The organism is Croceifilum oryzae (assembly GCF_030814315.1).
Taxonomy (GTDB): Bacteria; Bacillota; Bacilli; order Thermoactinomycetales; family Thermoactinomycetaceae; genus Baia; species Baia oryzae.
Genome location: NZ_JAUSUV010000011.1, coordinates 70,993 through 88,468, shown reverse-complemented (window position 1 = coordinate 88,468; position 17,476 = coordinate 70,993). Strand labels below are relative to the sequence as shown.

General features: G+C 44.2%; 22 protein-coding genes. All 22 read right to left on the bottom strand.

Annotated features, from left to right (window positions below; translation table 11 throughout):
- Positions 1-362: 362 nt before the first annotated feature.
- The 22 genes from J2Z48_RS12710 to spoIIR all read right to left on the bottom strand — a co-directional run bounded on the left by J2Z48_RS12710 (position 363) and on the right by spoIIR (position 17,465).
- Complete coding sequence (locus J2Z48_RS12710; RefSeq protein WP_307254079.1) at positions 363-1,706, bottom strand: Nramp family divalent metal transporter; 1,344 nt, start codon at positions 1,704-1,706, stop codon at positions 363-365.
- 201 nt (positions 1,707-1,907) lie between these two features.
- The gene (locus J2Z48_RS12705; RefSeq protein WP_307254087.1) at positions 1,908-2,297 is read right to left on the bottom strand and encodes a F0F1 ATP synthase subunit epsilon; all 390 of its coding nucleotides are present in this window, start codon (positions 2,295-2,297) and stop codon (positions 1,908-1,910) included.
- A gap of 80 nt (positions 2,298-2,377) precedes the next feature.
- Complete coding sequence (gene atpD / locus J2Z48_RS12700; RefSeq protein WP_307254077.1) at positions 2,378-3,784, bottom strand: F0F1 ATP synthase subunit beta; 1,407 nt, start codon at positions 3,782-3,784, stop codon at positions 2,378-2,380.
- A 91-nt stretch (positions 3,785-3,875) separates the two neighbouring features.
- On the bottom strand, positions 3,876-4,742 hold the full coding sequence (atpG, locus tag J2Z48_RS12695) for an ATP synthase F1 subunit gamma (protein ID WP_307254074.1): 867 nt from the start codon (positions 4,740-4,742) through the stop codon (positions 3,876-3,878).
- Positions 4,743-4,829: 87 nt separating this feature from the next.
- The gene (atpA, locus tag J2Z48_RS12690) at positions 4,830-6,344 is read right to left on the bottom strand and encodes a F0F1 ATP synthase subunit alpha (RefSeq protein WP_072335249.1); all 1,515 of its coding nucleotides are present in this window, start codon (positions 6,342-6,344) and stop codon (positions 4,830-4,832) included.
- 33 nt (positions 6,345-6,377) lie between these two features.
- Positions 6,378-6,923, bottom strand: coding sequence for a F0F1 ATP synthase subunit delta (locus J2Z48_RS12685; protein ID WP_307254072.1), 546 nt, complete (start codon positions 6,921-6,923; stop codon positions 6,378-6,380).
- Complete coding sequence (gene atpF / locus J2Z48_RS12680) at positions 6,920-7,408, bottom strand: F0F1 ATP synthase subunit B (protein ID WP_307254069.1); 489 nt, start codon at positions 7,406-7,408, stop codon at positions 6,920-6,922. The genes J2Z48_RS12685 and atpF overlap by 4 nt, the downstream gene beginning before the upstream one ends.
- Positions 7,409-7,489: 81 nt before the next feature.
- Positions 7,490-7,714 (bottom strand): F0F1 ATP synthase subunit C, encoded by a 225-nt coding sequence (atpE, locus tag J2Z48_RS12675; protein ID WP_131848284.1) that lies wholly within the window; start codon positions 7,712-7,714, stop codon positions 7,490-7,492.
- A 64-nt stretch (positions 7,715-7,778) separates the two neighbouring features.
- On the bottom strand, positions 7,779-8,516 hold the full coding sequence (atpB, locus tag J2Z48_RS12670) for a F0F1 ATP synthase subunit A (RefSeq protein ID WP_307254066.1): 738 nt from the start codon (positions 8,514-8,516) through the stop codon (positions 7,779-7,781).
- Positions 8,517-8,542: 26 nt separating this feature from the next.
- Positions 8,543-8,923 (bottom strand): ATP synthase subunit I, encoded by a 381-nt coding sequence (locus tag J2Z48_RS12665; protein WP_307254064.1) that lies wholly within the window; start codon positions 8,921-8,923, stop codon positions 8,543-8,545.
- A gap of 7 nt (positions 8,924-8,930) precedes the next feature.
- Positions 8,931-9,146, bottom strand: coding sequence for an AtpZ/AtpI family protein (locus J2Z48_RS12660; RefSeq protein WP_307254062.1), 216 nt, complete (start codon positions 9,144-9,146; stop codon positions 8,931-8,933).
- 244 nt (positions 9,147-9,390) lie between these two features.
- Entirely contained in the window at positions 9,391-10,020 is a 630-nt protein-coding gene (upp, locus tag J2Z48_RS12655; protein WP_307254060.1) for a uracil phosphoribosyltransferase, read from the bottom strand.
- A 126-nt stretch (positions 10,021-10,146) separates the two neighbouring features.
- Positions 10,147-11,394: a serine hydroxymethyltransferase gene (gene glyA / locus J2Z48_RS12650; RefSeq protein WP_307254057.1), complete on the bottom strand. Its 1,248-nt coding sequence runs from the start codon at positions 11,392-11,394 to the stop codon at positions 10,147-10,149.
- A 77-nt stretch (positions 11,395-11,471) separates the two neighbouring features.
- Positions 11,472-12,020 carry a TIGR01440 family protein gene (locus J2Z48_RS12645; protein ID WP_307254055.1) on the bottom strand — a complete coding sequence of 183 codons (549 nt, stop codon included), beginning with the start codon at positions 12,018-12,020 and terminating at the stop codon, positions 11,472-11,474.
- Positions 12,017-12,466, bottom strand: coding sequence for a ribose 5-phosphate isomerase B (rpiB, locus tag J2Z48_RS12640; protein ID WP_307254051.1), 450 nt, complete (start codon positions 12,464-12,466; stop codon positions 12,017-12,019). Before rpiB ends, J2Z48_RS12645 begins: the two co-directional genes overlap by 4 nt.
- 68 nt (positions 12,467-12,534) lie before the next feature.
- On the bottom strand, positions 12,535-13,011 hold the full coding sequence (locus J2Z48_RS12635; protein ID WP_307254048.1) for a low molecular weight protein arginine phosphatase: 477 nt from the start codon (positions 13,009-13,011) through the stop codon (positions 12,535-12,537).
- A 29-nt stretch (positions 13,012-13,040) separates the two neighbouring features.
- Positions 13,041-13,781, bottom strand: a complete 741-nt coding sequence (locus tag J2Z48_RS12630) for a ZIP family metal transporter (RefSeq protein ID WP_307254045.1) — start codon at positions 13,779-13,781, stop codon at positions 13,041-13,043.
- The gene (locus J2Z48_RS12625) at positions 13,772-14,335 is read right to left on the bottom strand and encodes a manganese efflux pump MntP (protein WP_307254043.1); all 564 of its coding nucleotides are present in this window, start codon (positions 14,333-14,335) and stop codon (positions 13,772-13,774) included. Before J2Z48_RS12625 ends, J2Z48_RS12630 begins: the two co-directional genes overlap by 10 nt.
- 65 nt (positions 14,336-14,400) lie before the next feature.
- Positions 14,401-15,066: an HAD family hydrolase gene (locus tag J2Z48_RS12620; RefSeq protein ID WP_307254042.1), complete on the bottom strand. Its 666-nt coding sequence runs from the start codon at positions 15,064-15,066 to the stop codon at positions 14,401-14,403.
- A gap of 30 nt (positions 15,067-15,096) precedes the next feature.
- Complete coding sequence (locus J2Z48_RS12615) at positions 15,097-16,158, bottom strand: L-threonylcarbamoyladenylate synthase (protein ID WP_307254085.1); 1,062 nt, start codon at positions 16,156-16,158, stop codon at positions 15,097-15,099.
- A gap of 28 nt (positions 16,159-16,186) precedes the next feature.
- Entirely contained in the window at positions 16,187-16,651 is a 465-nt protein-coding gene (locus J2Z48_RS12610; protein ID WP_307254041.1) for a GNAT family N-acetyltransferase, read from the bottom strand.
- A 100-nt stretch (positions 16,652-16,751) separates the two neighbouring features.
- Entirely contained in the window at positions 16,752-17,465 is a 714-nt protein-coding gene (spoIIR, locus tag J2Z48_RS12605; protein WP_307254039.1) for a stage II sporulation protein R, read from the bottom strand.
- Positions 17,466-17,476 lie beyond the last annotated feature (11 nt).

Genomic DNA, 17,476 nt, shown 5'->3' with positions numbered 1-17,476 from the left:
TAATTAAACAGGTCTTGGTTCATTCACTCTTTAGTTTTCAAGGAACACTTGCTTTTTGTTTGTGCCACCGTATCGCGGCGACATGTAATAATATATCATGTCCCAAAAAAGGAGTCAACAACTATTTTACACTTTTATTTTATCCACAAAATCCATCTAATTATCCACAACTTATCCACAGAATTTAGCATGCGAATCAGACTAATGAAAGAAGTTCCTTTAGAACATTTGCTAACTAGTTAACATGAGGTGGGACCACAATGTATCTGCTTATTGGAGCATGAATAACCACATACATTGTATAGACAGATCCTCGATTACACCTCTGATGATAGATTACGAAAAAGAAAATACTCATCTTATCAGTCAATAAACGTCCGAACCAACAAATAAATGTTTAGAATCGCTATCACCGCAGCAACAAAGTATGCAATCACTTTGGTAACCGTAGAGTTCACAAATGTGCCCATCTTCTTCTTATCACTCGTAAAAAGCACCAGTGGGAAGACGGCAAACGATAACTGGAAGGACAAGATTACCTGACTGACTATAAGAAGCTCCATCGTTCCCTTTTCTCCGTATAATCCAATGACGATAACAGCAGGGATAATAGCGATGATACGAGTAATGAGCCTCCTGAGCCATGGCTTTAAGCGTATGTTCAAGAATCCTTCCATAATGATCTGTCCTGCTAACGTACCTGTCAGAGTCGAGTTTTGCCCTGAAGCTAGTAAGGCGACTCCGAATAAAATACTTGCCACTGATGAACCGAGTAGTGGACTTAATAGCTCATAAGCTTGATCAATATCATCTACTACCTTACCAGAACTAAAAAATGTGGCCGCCGACAGGATCAAGATAGATGCATTGATAAATAGAGCAAATGATAGAGCTACTGTAGAATCAATGGTTGAAAATAGAATGGCTTCCTTTTTTTCTTTAACTGTATTTCCGTATTTTCGAGTCTGAACGATCGAAGAATGCAGATATAGATTATGTGGCATTACCGTTGCTCCTAAGATACCGATCGCGATGTATAACATCTCAGGGTTCGTCACGATCTCTTTCTTAGGAACAAAGCCTTTTAGTACATCGGAAATGACCGGTTGAGATAGGAACAATTCAACAGCGAAACATCCACCAATGATTACGATCAATGAAATGACGAGTGCCTCAATATAACGAAATCCTTTATTTTGCAACATAAGGATGATAATAACATCCAGTGCAGTTAACAACACGCCATAGATTAGTGGGATGCCAAATAAAAGATTTAACGCAATCGCCGTCCCAACTAACTCGGCTAAATCACATGCAGCAATCGCAATCTCAGCAAAAACCCAGAGAATAAACGAAACAGGCTTACTAAAATGATCCCGACAAGCTTGTGCTAAATCTCGTCCTGTTACGATGCCTAGCTTCCCAGCCAATGCTTGAAGTAACATAGCCATTACGTTAGAAATTAGAATTACAATTAAGAGATCGTAGTGAAATAAAGAGCCACCTGCTAAATCTGTTGCCCAGTTGCCAGGGTCCATATACCCAACTGCTACTAGGTAACCCGGTCCTACAAAGGCTAACATCTTTCGAAACCATGACCCGTTTTTGGGAACCGGCATCGAACGATACACTTCTGATAGGGATGGTTGAGTACTCTCTCTTTTCCATCCACTTGCTATGGATTGACCTTCTTTTGTTGAATCCATTTATTTTTACCTCACTAAATAAAATTGGTTTAGGGAAAGAAATTAGGTAAAAAAAGCCAACAAATCCCGTAGTCGTTAATAATGTTATTCAGTATAACTCAATTGAATCCAAAAATCTACTTGGAATTATAGCGCAAAAACAGCCCCTACTCTTTGACTTTTGCAAAAAGTAAGGGCTGTTTATTTAACAATCTATTATCGTTATTTCGCAATCCGAAGGCGATTCATTGAACGTAATAAAGCGGCTTCTGCGCGGATGAGATCTCCTTCAGCAGAGTGAATCCGTTTTTCAGCACGTTCTTTGGCTTGTAGTGCACGGTTTTTATCGATCTCGCTTGCTGTCTCAGCTGATTCAGCTAAGATGGTCACTTGATCGGGACGTACTTCCAAGAATCCGCCACTCACAGCAATCTCTTCTTCTTGTCCATCATTCTTAATACGAACGATGGTAGCCTGAAGAGGAGAAACGAGCGGAGCATGTTTGGGCATAATCCCAATATCTCCGTTCGCTGCACGAGTGATGATCATGTCTACGTCTTCCGAGTACACTTTTTTCTCCGGAGTTACGATGTCGAGATGAATTTTACTCATAAACATCTCTGCAATCCACTTCCATCTTACGAAATGGAAAGCAGGTCTTCACCTCCCTAATCGTTTTCAATCAGGATCTATTAAGCTCCAGGCTTCCAACCAAGCTTCTTCGCTTTCTCGATTGCATCGTCGATATTTCCGACCATGTAGAAAGCTTCCTCTGGCATGCTATCATGCTTACCATCTAGAACTTCACCGAAGCTACGTACGGTTTCTTTAACAGGAACGTATACACCTGGTTGACCTGTAAATTGTTCCGCAACGTGTAAGTTTTGAGCAAGGAATTTCTCGATCTTACGAGCACGTAGAACGAGCAATTTATCTTCATCAGACAACTCGTCAAAGCCAAGGATGGCGATGATATCTTGTAGCTCATTATAACGTTGCAATAGTTGCTGGACGCCACGAGCAACGCGATAATGTTCGTCTCCTACGATAGCAGGAGTCAAAATACGAGAAGTAGATGCCAATGGATCTACCGCTGGGTAAATCCCTTTTTGAGTCAAACGACGCTCCAAGTTAGTGGTTGCATCCAAGTGAGAGAATGCTGTTGCTGGAGCTGGGTCGGTATAGTCATCCGCAGGAACGTAGATCGCTTGGATCGAGGTTACAGAACCTGTTTTGGTGGATGTAATACGCTCTTGCAATTGACCCATCTCAGTCGCGAGAGTTGGTTGGTAACCTACTGCAGATGGCATACGACCGAGAAGCGCAGATACTTCAGAACCTGCTTGGGTAAAACGGAAGATGTTATCAACGAAGAACAATACGTCTTGTCCTTCAGAGTCACGGAAGTACTCAGCCATAGTCAAACCAGTCAAAGCAACACGCATACGTGCACCTGGTGGTTCGTTCATCTGACCAAATACCATCGCGGTTTTACTGATTACACCAGAGTCTTTCATCTCATGATAGAGGTCATTTCCCTCACGAGTACGCTCTCCAACTCCAGCAAATACAGACAAACCACCATGCTCTTGAGCAATGTTGTTAATAAGTTCTTGGATCAATACAGTTTTACCTACACCCGCACCACCGAAAAGGCCGATTTTACCACCTTTTGCGTATGGAGCTAGCAAGTCTACTACTTTGATACCTGTTTCAAGCATCTCTTGTTGTGTAGATTGTTGGTCGTAACTAGGTGCTGGACGGTGAATTTCATATTTTTCTTTTGCTTCTACGACACCAGCTTCATCGATTGGCTCACCCAATACGTTGAAGATCCGGCCTAAAACTTCACGACCAACTGGTACAGAGATACCAGCTCCTGTGTCTACTACTTCCATATCACGAACAAGACCATCGGTGGATTCCATCGCAATGGTACGAGCCGAGTTGTCACCAAGATGAAGAGCTACTTCTAACGTAAGCTCACTTCCATCGGCGCGAGTCACTTTCAATGCGTTATTGATTTCAGGAAGGTTGCCGGCTGCAAACTTTACGTCGACGACAGGACCCATAACCTGAAGGATACGCCCAGTGTTCATATGATTCCCTCCTTAGCGTTTTGTACCGATCTATCTTCAATCCCTGTTACAGGACGGAAATAATCAATATAAGGTATAAGTGCCATCAATCCTAAGATAGCGCTGCTACGCCACCCACGATTTCCGCGATCTCTTGGGTAATTGCAGCTTGACGGGCACGGTTAAATTCCAAGGTAAGACGTTCAATGATTGCAGTTGCATTATCAGTTGCGCTGGTCATCGCAGTCATACGAGCTGCAAACTCAGATGCTTTTGCATCAAGAAGTGCACTGTAGATCAATGTCTCAGCGTAACGTGGTAACAAATCCGCTAAAACCTCTTCTTCTGATGGTTCGAATTCATAAGGAGTTTTGCTTGAAGCTCCTTCGAGTTCATCGCTTGCTAGAGGAAGTAGGCGTTTGACAACAGGACGTTGCACAACTGGGTTTACAAACTCGTTGTACACGATGTACAACTCATCAAATTTCTCTTCTGCGTAGAAATTCACTGCTTGATTTGCAATGGCTTTTACATCGGAGAATTGAGGACTGTCTGATAAGCCAACAATACTGCTAATCAGTGGGGTGTTACGCTTTTTGAAAAAGTCCAATGCCTTACGACCCATGCTGAATACAACATAATCATCATTTGAAGCGTGACGCTCTTTAACCGTATTGGTCATCAAACGAAGAAGGTTACTGTTGTATCCACCAGCCAAACCACGATCGGAAGAAATGACGAGATAACCAGTCTTCTTAACTGGACGTGACACCATCATCGGGTGATTGATGTTACTTGATCCGGATGCAATACTCATAATTACATCTTTCATTTTCTCCGCGTAAGGACGAGCCGCTGTAGCTTGCTCTTGGGAGCGACGCAACTTAGAAGCAGATACCATTTTCATCGCTTTCGTAATTTGCATAGTCTTATTCTTGGATCGGATACTTTCTTTAATATCCCGCATACTAGCCGCCATGTATGTTCACCATCCTTTCTCACATGATCCCCGTAGGACTACTTAGGTAGCCCTACAGTTCTCAGGAAGGTTAAGGTTCTCAATTTATTAAACCGTTACCGCGAAGGTCTTTTTGAAAGATTCGATCGTTGCTTTTAGGTTCGCCTCGATATCTTCTTCCAGTTTCTTGCGATCACGAATGCTTGCAAATAGGTCTGCATGGTTTGCATCGATGAATGCATGGAGCTCGGATTCAAAACGACGAACATCCGCAACTGGAACATCATCCACATAACCACGAGTTACTACATATAGAGATACAACTTGTTTCTCTACAGGCATCGGTTGATGCTCAGGCTGTTTTAAGATTTCAATGGTCCGCTCACCACGAGACAATTTCGCACGGGTTGCATCGTCAAGATCAGAACCAAATTGAGCAAATGCTGCTAACTCGTTGTACTGAGAAAGGTCAAGACGCAAGGTACCTGCTACTTTAGACATCGCTTTAATTTGAGCTGAACCACCTACACGAGATACAGAGAAACCGGTATCAACCGCTGGACGAACTCCAGAGTGGAATAAACGAGACTCAAGGAAGATCTGACCATCTGTAATCGAAATTACGTTGGTTGGAATGTAAGCAGAGATGTCTCCCGCTTGGGTTTCGATGAATGGAAGGGCTGTCAAGGAACCGCCGCCACGCTCATCAGAAAGTTTCGCTGCACGCTCTAGTAGACGGGAGTGTAAGTAGAATACATCCCCTGGATATGCCTCACGACCCGGAGGACGGCGGAGCAAGAGAGAAAGTTCACGGTAAGCTGCTGCTTGCTTAGACAAGTCATCATATACACAGAGAACGTGTCCGCCGTTGTACATGAAGTACTCACCCATAGCAGTTCCCGCGTATGGAGCCAAGAACAAGAGTGGGGCTGGGTCAGATGCACTTGCTACTACTACGATGGTGTAGTCAAGAGCGCCATGACGACGTAGTTTTTCTACTACGTGTGCAACGGTTGATTGTTTTTGTCCAATCGCTACGTATACACAAACCATGTCTTGATCTTTTTGGTTAATGATCGCATCGATCGCGATGGTGGTTTTACCTGTTTGACGGTCACCAATGATTAACTCACGTTGACCACGACCGATTGGCACCATTGCGTCAATTGCTTTGATTCCGGTTTGCATCGGTTCGTTAACCGATTTACGATCAATTACACCCGGAGCGTTCGATTCAATTGGACGGAACTCCGTTGTCTCAATTGGACCTTTGCCATCAAGTGGTTGACCGAGTGGGTTTACTACACGTCCGAGTAGTGCTTTCCCTACTGGTACTTCCATCAAGCGACCTGTACGTTTTACTTGGTCTCCTTCACGGATCTCTTGGAATGGTCCTAGGATTACTACACCCACTTGACTCTCTTCCAAGTTCAATACCATACCCATTACGCCATTACTAAATTCAACGAGCTCACCAGCCATTACGTTGGTTAAGCCATGTACGCGAGCAATACCGTCCCCTACTTGGATTACGGTACCAACATCGATCACTTCTACATCAGCGCTGTATTGTGCGATGCGATCCTTAATCAGGGAGCTAATTTCTTCTGGTCTAATGCTCATTGAGTGTCACCCCAATCCTTCGCTTGTATTGATCTATCCGACTCTGGTTTCTTTCAATGCTACTTGAAAGCGTTCCAGCTTGTTTTTGACACTACCATCATACAGACGATCTCCTACTTGTACGACCAAACCACCTAAGAGGTTTGCGTCTACTTTCTCTTGGATTCGAACTTGTCTTCCCAAGATTTTTGTAAAAGCGTCTGCTACTCCATTACGTTCTGTATCATCAAGAGCGGAAGCAGAGGTAACCACAACTTCTAGTAAACCTTTTGCATCGTCTGCTAGCTTCGTATACTCTTTTGAGATTTCCGCTAGCGCCTCTTCACGACGACCCTCTACGATTACATGAAGGAAGTTATTCGTGATGGATTGAACTTGGGTAAATGCGCTTGAGATCAGTTCTTTCTTTTCCTCAAGAGCTACCTTTGGAGATTGCAATAATGTTATAAATTCAGGCGTTTTTATAAGTGTTTCACTGATCAATTGAAGGTCTCTACCGACTTCATCGACAAGACCTTTTTCGTTGGCTACTTGATACAGTGCACTGGCGTAGCGTTTCGCAACGATTACGTAACTCATTGTAATCGTCCTACTTGGTCAAGATAAGCATTCACAAGGTTTGCTTGTTTCTTTTGATCCAAGGTTTCGCCAACCAACTTCTCAGCCAACTGAACACTTAATGCGCCAACTTCTTCACGTAAGCTAGCTAAAGCTTTCACTTTTTCTAGCTCAATCTCTTTCTTCGCCTCTGCAAGCATTTGGTCTGCTTGGGACTTCGCTTTATCCATGATCTTATCTGCCTCAACCTCTTTTTGAGCTTTGGCACGATCGATAATTTCTTTTGCTTCCGCACGAGTCGCGATCAACAATTCTTTTTGTTCAGCGACTAGTTTTTCTGCTTCTGCACGGTTCGTTTCTGCAACAGAAATTTGACCTTCAATATGATTGGTACGCTCATTCATCGTAGCCAATAATGGGCGCAGAGCATATTTGGAAACCAAAAACATCAGGATGAAGAAGATTGCTAATTGCACTAAGCTGGTTCCTAGACCACTAAAGCTCACGACTAGTCACTCCTTCCGGATTGAAAATAAAGCGGGGCGATCATACTCCCCCCGCAGAATGCAGTCTTTTTACAGTTACAATTAAACACCAATTACTTTGAACAGCAATAGGATACCGAAAGCTACACCAATGATAGGAAGTGCCTCAATCAAACCGAAAAGGATCATCGTTTGACCAAACAAAGTACCACGAGCTTCTGGTTGGCGAGCGATTCCTTCGATGTATTTAGCAAAAAGGTTCGAGTTACCAATCGCAGCACCAAGTGCAGCAAGACCGATCATGATAGAAGCAGCTAGAATAGACATTAATATTTCCTCCTTAAAAGGTCGAAAGTTTATATTTTCATTCATTACGCATTACGGGTAAGGATTAGTGTCCGCCCGCATATTTTTGTCCGATATAGACGTTAGCCAATACGGTAAAAATATACGCCTGGATGATTCCTACGAATAACGAGAAGGCAATCCAAACCGCGACAGGAACAAATGTTACATAAAGCGGGAACTTCGTCATCAGGATGGTAATGAGTACCTCACCCGCGAAGATGTTCGCCCATAAACGCATTGCATGAGTAGCCGGTTTCGAGACTTCCTCGATCCAATGAAGCGGATTCATGAATGGTTTTAGCCAAGAACCAATACCATTCTTAATTCCTACGAAGTTCGCGAAAAGTGCTACAGAGATCGCCATGGTGAAGGCAAAGCCAATATCCGCTGTCGGTGACTTCAGAAACGCCACATGCGCAGCTCCATGATGTTCCTTCAGTGTCTCTTCTGTAATCCCTAACCATGGAATTGGATCATGAACTTCTCCCGTGATCATCAAGATGACACCAAGTTGGTTTGCAACTAAAACAAACAAGAACAACGTAAAGGAAAAGGCCAGAAATTTCTCTGCTCGCTTATTGTCATAGGTCATCCCTGTGATACCGCGAATCATATCGATTAAAATCTCAATCCCTGCTTGGAGTCCACGGGGAACCATGCTCACTTTTCGAGTTGCAAAGTAAATCAGCCCAAATACAATGGCAGCCGCAATGATCGTTCCTAAGATAATCGTTAGGTCGAACTTTAGGCCTGCTACTGTGACTTGTGGGGTTAGCTCCATTTTGTTGTTTCACCCCCTTCTTCGGATCAACTTTTTCGGTTGGCTGGTAGTGTGAGATATACAAAAAGAGAGAGGATATAGCAAACTGGTGCTCCTAAAGCGATTCCTCTGCCATCGATTTGCTCTGGAAATCGCACCGCGATCAACACAGCAAAAGTGACCATAAGTATCCTTTGGATAAATCCAAGACCCCTACGGGCTGTACCTGTTTCAATAACAGACTCGCCTGCAAGTCTCACTCTTCTTGCGAGGTGGAGAAAATTGTACAAACTAACAGAAAGGCCTAAGGTAACGCCAGCTAGTAAACGTTTGTGAGGAGTAAGGAGCCAAAAAGCTAAGAGTGTGATGAATAGCACAAGTGTGATCATCACTACACGGTAGTAAATGGGTTTTGTTGTGGATTCCATGTGGAGGTCAATCCTTTATAAATGCTCGTAACGTGTACCCCGCCGCTACAAAACCAGCGGTTAACCCGATAAACACCCCAATGATGAGTAGGGTAGGTTTGGTGTGAAAGTATGTATCGAGATACTTCCCAAGATAAGCCCCACCTACTGTCGTCAGAATCACTTCCATACCCAATGAACCGACCAATGCAAATGCATGCAAGGGGCTCCTTTTCTTTGTCATCACAATTCATCCCCCATATTTTTATAGTAAATATGGAATCTGTGGGTAGTGTGATTTCAGGCGTTTCCCATGCTTATACTAATAGAACCATCCGATGATTGTCAACGCTTTCTTCAGCCAATCATATAAAAGTTTCTGGGAATGGCTCCTTTATTAAATCGCAGATTCCTTGACATCCATGCCCTCACTATCGTATTCAAAAAACACGAAAAAATTATTAAGTTTACGTGAAAGGTTTCAAGAATTATTTCGTGCCAAATAGACGATCGCCTGCATCCCCTAGTCCAGGGATGATATAACTCTTTTCATCTAGCCTTTCATCCACTGCCGCGGCATATATATCTACGTCTGGATGTTCCTCTTGTAGATGAGCAATGCCTTCAGGGCAAGAGATGAGACACATAAACTTGATATGCTTGGCACCCATATTTTTGATTTGTTGGATGGCGGCCGCGGCAGAAGCGCCTGTTGCTAGCATTGGATCAATCACAATTAGCTCTCGCTCGCCGATGTCTGATGGCATCTTGGCATAGTAATTGATTGCTTTTAGTGTCTCTGGATCACGATAAAGTCCGATGTGTCCTACTTTAGCTGCTGGAATTAGGCGAAGCACACCATCTACCATCCCGAGTCCGGCACGAAGAATGGGAACAAGTCCAATCTTTTTACCTTCAAGCACTTGGCATGTAGCTGTGGTGACAGGCGTCTCGATTTCCACTTCCCGAAGCGGTAGGTCGCGTGTGATTTCATAAGCCATCAACATCGCTACTTCTTCGACTAGCTCACGGAATTCTTTGGTTCCTGTACTTTTATCACGAATGATGCTCAATTTGTGCTGAATTAAAGGGTGATCAAATACGTAGACGTTGCTCATGTGTTTAAAACTCCTTTATCTCGATCATAGCTACATTATTTACCAAAATCATTCAATCTATATGCGTGCGAAAAACCACTACCCAATATAGTGGTTTTTCTCATCTCAAATCGTACTACTTATGCCCTACTCACTGTACCCTGGATAAAGAGGAAACTTCGCTGTTAACTCTGCCACACGGCGACGAGCTTCACTTTGCATCATCTCATCATCTGGGTTCTTCAGTGCAAGCCCCATGATCTTCGCAATCTCATCCATCGCCTGCTCATCCATTCCACGAGAGGTTACAGCTGCTGTACCAATCCGAACACCGCTAGTTACAAACGGGCTTTCTGGGTCGTTTGGAATCGTATTTTTGTTAGTGGTAATGCCGATCGCATCAAGCAGGTGCTCGGCTTTCTTACCAGTCAAACCAACGGTTCGCACGTCAATTAACACGAGGTGATTATCGGTTCCATCTGAAACCAGTTTAAGTCCCTCTGCTTTTAATCCTTCCGCTAGACGGTTTGCATTCCGCACAACGTTTCCTGAGTAGGTACGGAAATCCTCGGACAGAGCCTCTCCGAACGCCACTGCCTTTGCAGCGATGACATGCATAAGAGGGCCACCTTGGATACCTGGGAAAATCGCTTTATCAATTTTCTGTGCATACTCCGCTTTACAGAGGATCATCCCTCCACGTGGTCCACGTAGCGTTTTATGAGTCGTAGTCGTCACAAAATCCGCATAAGGAACTGGATTTGGATGATGACCTGTAGCAACGAGTCCGGCAATATGGGCCATATCCACCATAAAGATAGCGCCTACCTCATCCGCAATCTCACGCATCTTAGCAAAATCAATGATACGTGGATACGCACTCGCTCCGGCAACGATGCACTTTGGCTTATGCTCTAGCGCTACTTTGCGCACTTCCTCATAATTAATGCGGTGGGTATTTTCATCTACTCCGTAAGCAACGAAGTTATATAGCTTCCCTGAGAAGTTAACAGGGCTCCCATGGGTGAGATGACCACCGTGAGCCAGATTCATGCCTAGAACGGTATCGCCATACTCCAACATTGCATAATAAACGGCCATATTGGCTTGTGCACCTGAATGTGGCTGAACGTTCGCATGCTCGGCACCGAACAATTTCTTCGCACGATCGCGAGCTAAATTTTCTACGACGTCGACATGCTCGCAACCGCCATAGTATCGTTTGCCCGGATATCCTTCTGCGTATTTATTCGTTAAAATACTCCCCATTGCTTCCATGACTGCAGGGCTGACGAAGTTTTCAGAAGCAATCAGCTCGATATTGTGTTGCTGACGATGTAACTCTGCTTGCATTGCCTCTACTAACTCTGGGTCTTGATTTTTTAAGTATTCCACCGCGCGTTTCCCCCTTCTGATCAAAAGCCATTCACTCTATTTTAACAAAGGAACATTTATCTGACAGCATTGATTTTCTATCTCTCTAACACATAGACCGCACGTGCTCCACCGATTAGTTTGGGACGAGTGATCGCCATGGTGACATGAGCCTCGCCGATGGTACGCTGGACGGGTCTAATGGGGACGGCTACTGGTTTTAAGTGCATGCCAATTAGCGTATCACCAATATCAATCGCTGCATCCGCTTGTACGGTTTCGACAAGCACGGGGTCTTGTAGATGGTGAAAGGCGTAGGAAGCCATAGCTCCACCTGCATTAGGGACTGGAATTACGGATACTTCGGGATAATGAGTTCGTTCTTGAGTAGACCTCTCCATCACTAAGGCACGATTTAAGTGTTCACAGCACTGAAAAGCAAGTTGAAATGCATGCTCCTTTTGCAAATCTCGCACAGCCGAGAATATCTCTGCCGCTACTTGTTCGCTTCCCCCTGTTCCAATCTGCTTTCCAATCACTTCGCTAGTACTAACACCGATGACAAGCAAATGCTTCTTACGAAGTCCGGCAGCTTGAATGAACGACTGGACTACTTGTTTGGTTTGTTCATAAATCGCCTCTGTCATAGCTCCTCGGCTCTTTCGAGTTCGGCGATTTTATTTACCCGACGAAGATGACGATCCCCAGCAAATTCGGTTGTCAACCAAGCTTGTGCGATCGATTTTGCCAAGTCTCCACCTACGACACGTTCACCCAGCGCTAACACATTGGCATTATTATGTTCACGACTCATACGGGCAGAGTATTCGTCACTTACCACAGCACAACGAATCCCCTTTACTTTATTAGCCGCAATCGACATCCCAATGCCTGTACCACAAATCAAGATGCCACGATCGAACTCACCTTTGGCAACCCGCTTAGCAACTGGTTCTGCATAGTCTGGATAGTCAACTGACTGATCGGATGTGCATCCTATGTCTTCAAACTCCATATGTAGATCCGCTAGCAGGCCTTTTAACTCTTCTTTCAAACGTGTGCCTCCATGATCGGATGCAAGAATGATACGCATAAAAAAACCGCCTCCTCTTCATTATGTCACCCTTAGTATACCCGTAATAAAGAGGCGGAGGGAGTATTCTATTCATTTTCGGAATTGGAGTTCCACTTCCGAAGCAGTTGGCAAATCGCTCGTTCGATTTCATCTCTTGTCTCTCGATACATTTCTGCGGAACCGCCGTAAGGGTCCGCGATATCTTGCTTTCCGTCTTGAGCACCATATGCTACCCTTTTTAGGGTAAATACTTTCTCTTTCGCTTCGGGAAACATCTGTTCCAAGATGGTTTGATGTCCCTCTGTCATCGTCAGAATTAAATCTGACCAACGAATCAATTCAGGAGTGATCGCTTGTGATCGATGATCGTGGTCGATTCCTTTTTCTTGCAGTGCCATGCTAGAGTATTCTGAGGCTGGCATCCCGTTATAGGCATGTGTACCTGCTGATTTTACCTCTAGGTCTATCTGATACTCTTGGCTTAGAGTTCGAAGTAATGCCTCTGCCATCGGACTTCTACAGGTGTTTCCTGTGCAGACAAACAAAATTCGTTTATGAATCAAAATGGATCCCCCGTTTCATCTCTACGTTGTTAGTGCATACCGTGTAATCCGTGAAAGTGAAAGAGATGGATCACATACATCAAAATCATCCCACAACCGATTCCGATAAAAGCGTTTCGCTTAGACAGCTTCCAAGATCGAAGCAACACTTCCCACGCAACCCAAACCATCGTTGTCGCCGCAAACACTAACGCAATCGCAATCCAGCGAGGCGAGTAAACAAATCCGCCTAGCCACGTGCCCAGTGGGAGAACAGCACCACTTAGTAATCCAATTAGCCCAACTAGCCTCTTAGAACAATTCGCCGCGAGTAACGGGGCACCCAAGCTCATCCCCTCAGGAATGTTATGAATGACCATTGCTAAGCTAATCGACATCCCCATCTCTCTCATCGTACCAAATCCAATTCCAATCAACGCACCCTCAGGAATATTGTGTAGCGCAATGGCGGCAAATAAATAAATTCCCAGTTTTGCATATTCTTGATTTCCTTCTTGTCCTCTTACTTTACCGAATGGCATTTGATGAATCAACACCAAGATCAATCCAGCCAATCCCATTCCCAAAAATGCTTCTGTCCAATTTCCGTATTGAAACGAGACCGGCAATAGGGTTCCATAGGTAATCCAAAGCATCACACCCACAGATAAACCAAGCGAAAAAGCTAGGACTCGTTTGTTAATCGGGAGAAAACAAACGAGAATGGCACCGATAAACGTAGATACTCCAGTTAGTGCGCTATATACAATAGCTTCGTTGATCAATCCCATAGAAACGTTACACCTAACACAAATAAAATGACGCCACCTAAAATCTCTCCATACCTACCCATCCAGCTTCCCATAGACTTCCCGATCATAAGCCCAAGAACAGTCAAAATGCCTCCCGATAATCCAAATAAGATAACTGCTACTAGGCGGTCCGCCGAAAAAAGCCCCATGCTAAGACCCGCCGAAAGACTATCCAGACTCACACTCATCGACATCATCGTTAATCCCATAATCGTCCCACTTCGAACAAAAACCTCTTCCGAATTCCGAAAGCTATGGATCACCATGTTCCCACCTAGAAAGCAGAGCATGCCGCCCCCTACTAAAGAGGCAATTTCTTTTATGTATACACTTAGATATTCACCTATATAAATCCCACACAACGGCATCACAATATGAAAAAAAGCAACAAGGATACAAAATAACACCATTTTTTCAAAGGAAGGACGTTTCATCCCTAAACCGATTCCGATCGAAAGAGCATCCATCCCAAGGGCAATCGCTATAATCGTAAGTGTAAATATCTGACTGGCATCTGGTATGGACTCTAGCATGAGTAGTCCCTCCTTGTCCCATCTATGATGTAACCTATGCTTGGACAACACAAAAAAGAACTAGCCTACTTCGCCAGTTCCTTTACTTGAATCCCTTGAAAATGTGGAATAATATGTTCCGCACCTAAACGGATTAATTGCTCTCTTTGTTCCCCTTGAGCGACACCCACAAATTGCAAATCTAGATTATGGGCTGTTCGATAATCCCACATACCATCCCCAATCGAGATGATCTGCTCAAAATGAGATATTTGATATGTTTGCTTTGCTTTTTCAATCCCACTCTTCACAATCTCCTCACGCGTAATCCCCTCTGTTGCAGTGGAGAGTACAGGAACACAATCGATGTCTGAGAAAATAGCTAATTTATCTTCAGCCGCACTTCGCAAAGAGCCTGTTGCAAAACAAAACGGGATTCCTTCTGCGGATAAATGATGTAGAAAATCACCCGCCCCAGGAATCTCGTGTATTTCACTATGTTTTCTATATTCCAGATAAATCTGATGAAATTGACGTTCAAATACAGTGAGGTCGCTCGATGTTACCTGCATCTGATTAAAACGACCATTTTCATAAAAGATATGAGAATCCGTATAATGCTGATAACCGCCCCAATCAGGATTAATCCGCTCATAACCAAATGCTTTCAAAGACTCTAGATACACACGTTGGTGTAAATCGTTTGATTCCGTTAACGTACCATCAATATCAAAGACAAACAGCAAAGACAATGAGAATTCCCCTCTCCACCCTCGCTCACGCTAAACTCGGATCATTCGTCCTTCGGCAGCTTTTCTCATTCGGTTCATCACAGAGCTGAAAATTCCGCGTTCGGGAAATGTCTCTGCATAGATGACATCGATCTTTTCTTGATCAAATGTACGGAGCGCATCGTACAAACCTCTAGCCACGGACTCTGGATCGGAGCGAGAGCCACAAGCGATCACACGATTCGCTTGTTTAAAGTAATGTTTTCGTTCCTCCGTTGTTAACACGCCTACCCTTTTTCCTTGCCGGATATCCTCTTTCACCATACGATTCACGCGGCCAACCACTTTTAACGGTTCACCGTGCACGAGGAACATCTCTCCTGACGGAGCATAATGCCGATACTTCATCCCCGGAGAACGCGGTTTCGACTTCTCACTATAGAGATTGGGATCTACTTCGACATCTCCTAACACATAACGTAATTGCTCTAACGTAATGCCACCGGGACGTAGCAACATAGGTACGTCGCCTGTTACATCTAGCACGGTCGACTCGATCCCTACCCCCGCTTCCCCTCCATCCAATAAGACGTGAAAGCGGCCAGACAAATCATGCCAAACATGCTGAGCCTGTGTAGGGCTTGGCTTACCTGATCGATTCGCACTGGGAGCCGCCACTGGAATATCAGCCGCTTGCAACAACGCCATCGCCACTGGATGCGAGGGAAATCGAACCGCTACGGTATCAAGACCTGCTGTTACATTGTCCGCAATCTGTCCATTGTGAGGCAAAACCAACGTAAGAGGGCCTGGACAAAAATGTTCCATACAGATTTCCGCCACGGTAGGGACTTCCTTAACCCACCGCGCTAATTGTTCAGGCGAACCTAAGTGAATAATCAAAGGGTTGTCAGATGGACGTCCCTTCGCTTCAAAGATTTGTGCAACCGCCGCCTGTGAAGTGGCATCCGCTCCTAATCCATAAACGGTTTCTGTCGGAAAGGCAACCAATCCACCTTCTTGGAGAAGTTGTGCTGCACGAATGATTTCTGGTTGTCGTTTTAACCCCTCTATGGTATCCGCTGAATCAACTTCCCACCAATGGGTGATCACTTGTTGCACACTTCATTCTCCTTTAAACCTAGTGGTACAGGCATGATTCCCTTCGAAAGACTAAAGGGGAACCTTTTATCTTCAATTGATCTACATGAGGTAACTCTTGAATTTCATCTGGCAGTTGATCAAACGAAACGCTTTCAAAACCGATTTCTTGTAACCACGGAGAAGCACCGTTTGCAAATAAGTATACTTCTTCTAGCTCTAAATGCTCTGCATAGGACAACAAGATTTGCATCAGTTTCCAACTAACTTCTCCATTCCAACTTGCTCGTGCTACGACTAATGAACGCAATAAAGCACACGTTTCATAGATCTCCATCCCTGCTGCACCCACCATTTGAGCGGTTTCATCATCTGCCGGGGGAATCTCCACCACAAAAAAGTGTTCTAAATGCTTGTCCACCCCATCATCGTCCAAGCTAGCTTCCCGAAGCAATCGCTCAATTTCCCCTTGATCCTCCGGTTTGGCACGACGAACGATAACCATAATTCATCCTCCTCCATCTCTTCGCTATTGTTTCAACATCTATGTAGGGATGAATCGTTTTAGAACAAAAAAACCCGGAACAAACCGGATTTTTGCTTTATTAATCATTCCATAGACTACTTAAACGTTCAAGTAGATAAAATTTAACTTCAGGATTTTTTTTCTTATGTGAAGTATTTTTCTCGGTCTTTTGCTCATAAACTTGATGATCTGATCCAATGGAAGCAGACAATGCGGCTGTTGGATCGGTAGCTTCTTTCGGAATTGCCTCACCACTACTCATATCGATGAAGCATAGCGGCGGAAACAAGACGCACCACCAGTTCTCACCCTTACCTTCGCCAATCGTAACACGAAGTGCCTCATACTCTCCAGCAGGATATACTTGGTCACCATACAATTTAGTAGGAAACGGAACCTTTGCAAATGTTACATCCACTGTGTCCTGAATTCCATATGTACGTAATGTATTTTGGGCGATTTTCTGAAAGGAAGAAAGTTTCGACCGAATCAACTGACGAGCCTCGTCGATATGCTTTGGCTTCATAGCCCAACCCTGCATCTCCGCTACGATTTCATCTCGAACTTTTCGCTTGATCCACTGATCCTGCGAAGAGTCGCTATTTGCAATGACACGAAGGCGAATCGCTTCTGCGGGAATGCGATTTTGAGCGTTAGCATCATGGTTATCATTCTCATTTGATAAATGCGGGAGCACTTTCTCCCCCCGTAATTGTTCGACAAACATAAAACCTGTAAAGCCAACCGATAAGAGCAACAATCCTATAAAGAAAAAAGTATAAGTCCGTTTCATATCAAGATTTC

What these genes read in the sequence shown, in the direction of transcription:
- atpD (WP_307254077.1), bottom strand. Translation starts at nt 3,784, where the DNA reads ATGAACACTGGGCGTATCCTTCAGGTTATGGGTCCTGTCGTCGACGTA.
- J2Z48_RS12685 (WP_307254072.1), bottom strand. Translation starts at nt 6,923, where the DNA reads ATGAGTTACGTAATCGTTGCGAAACGCTACGCCAGTGCACTGTATCAA.
- upp (WP_307254060.1), bottom strand. Translation starts at nt 10,020, where the DNA reads ATGAGCAACGTCTACGTATTTGATCACCCTTTAATTCAGCACAAATTG.
- J2Z48_RS12630 (WP_307254045.1), bottom strand. Translation starts at nt 13,781, where the DNA reads ATGGGATTGATCAACGAAGCTATTGTATATAGCGCACTAACTGGAGTA.
- J2Z48_RS12705 (WP_307254087.1), bottom strand. Translation starts at nt 2,297, where the DNA reads ATGAGTAAAATTCATCTCGACATCGTAACTCCGGAGAAAAAAGTGTAC.
- J2Z48_RS12625 (WP_307254043.1), bottom strand. Translation starts at nt 14,335, where the DNA reads ATGCTAGAGTCCATACCAGATGCCAGTCAGATATTTACACTTACGATT.
- J2Z48_RS12710 (WP_307254079.1), bottom strand. Translation starts at nt 1,706, where the DNA reads ATGGATTCAACAAAAGAAGGTCAATCCATAGCAAGTGGATGGAAAAGA.
- J2Z48_RS12610 (WP_307254041.1), bottom strand. Translation starts at nt 16,651, where the DNA reads ATGGTTATCGTTCGTCGTGCCAAACCGGAGGATCAAGGGGAAATTGAG.
- atpA (WP_072335249.1), bottom strand. Translation starts at nt 6,344, where the DNA reads ATGAGCATTAGACCAGAAGAAATTAGCTCCCTGATTAAGGATCGCATC.
- J2Z48_RS12660 (WP_307254062.1), bottom strand. Translation starts at nt 9,146, where the DNA reads ATGACAAAGAAAAGGAGCCCCTTGCATGCATTTGCATTGGTCGGTTCA.
- spoIIR (WP_307254039.1), bottom strand. Translation starts at nt 17,465, where the DNA reads ATGAAACGGACTTATACTTTTTTCTTTATAGGATTGTTGCTCTTATCG.
- J2Z48_RS12665 (WP_307254064.1), bottom strand. Translation starts at nt 8,923, where the DNA reads ATGGAATCCACAACAAAACCCATTTACTACCGTGTAGTGATGATCACA.
- atpE (WP_131848284.1), bottom strand. Translation starts at nt 7,714, where the DNA reads ATGTCTATTCTAGCTGCTTCTATCATGATCGGTCTTGCTGCACTTGGT.
- rpiB (WP_307254051.1), bottom strand. Translation starts at nt 12,466, where the DNA reads ATGCGTATCATTCTTGCATCCGATCATGGAGGCACACGTTTGAAAGAA.
- atpG (WP_307254074.1), bottom strand. Translation starts at nt 4,742, where the DNA reads ATGGCGGCTAGTATGCGGGATATTAAAGAAAGTATCCGATCCAAGAAT.
- atpB (WP_307254066.1), bottom strand. Translation starts at nt 8,516, where the DNA reads ATGGAGCTAACCCCACAAGTCACAGTAGCAGGCCTAAAGTTCGACCTA.
- J2Z48_RS12645 (WP_307254055.1), bottom strand. Translation starts at nt 12,020, where the DNA reads ATGACAGAGGCGATTTATGAACAAACCAAACAAGTAGTCCAGTCGTTC.